At 58.4% G+C, this 214-nt stretch carries 1 protein-coding gene; it reads right to left on the bottom strand.

Annotated features, from left to right (window positions below; translation table 11 throughout):
* The coding region (locus ACTHTU_RS11475; protein ID WP_440362622.1) for a hypothetical protein at positions 1–214 on the bottom strand (214 nt) is incomplete at both ends.

The raw sequence follows: 214 nt of genomic DNA, 5'->3' as shown, positions 1-214 counted from the left end.
AGGTCGCCGTCGGCTACGTTGGTAACCTTCTTGCCGGCGGCATCGATACCGGACTTGGTCAGGCTAGGACCGCCTGCGATCTTAACGCCGTCGTTGTTCACGGTGGTGTCGCCGGCTTCGACGCTGTTCACTACCAGGTCTTTTTTCAGCTTAACGGTCACTTTATCGTCTTGGGCTTCGGTGGTGATGTTGTCGTCGCCGGCAACGGTCACGG

Source organism: Neisseria sp. P0020.S005 (assembly GCF_051957055.1).
GTDB classification, from domain to species: Bacteria; Pseudomonadota; Gammaproteobacteria; order Burkholderiales; family Neisseriaceae; genus Neisseria; species Neisseria subflava_A.
Note: the sequence above shows the minus strand (reverse complement) of the source record. Positions and strands in the feature narration are given on the sequence as shown.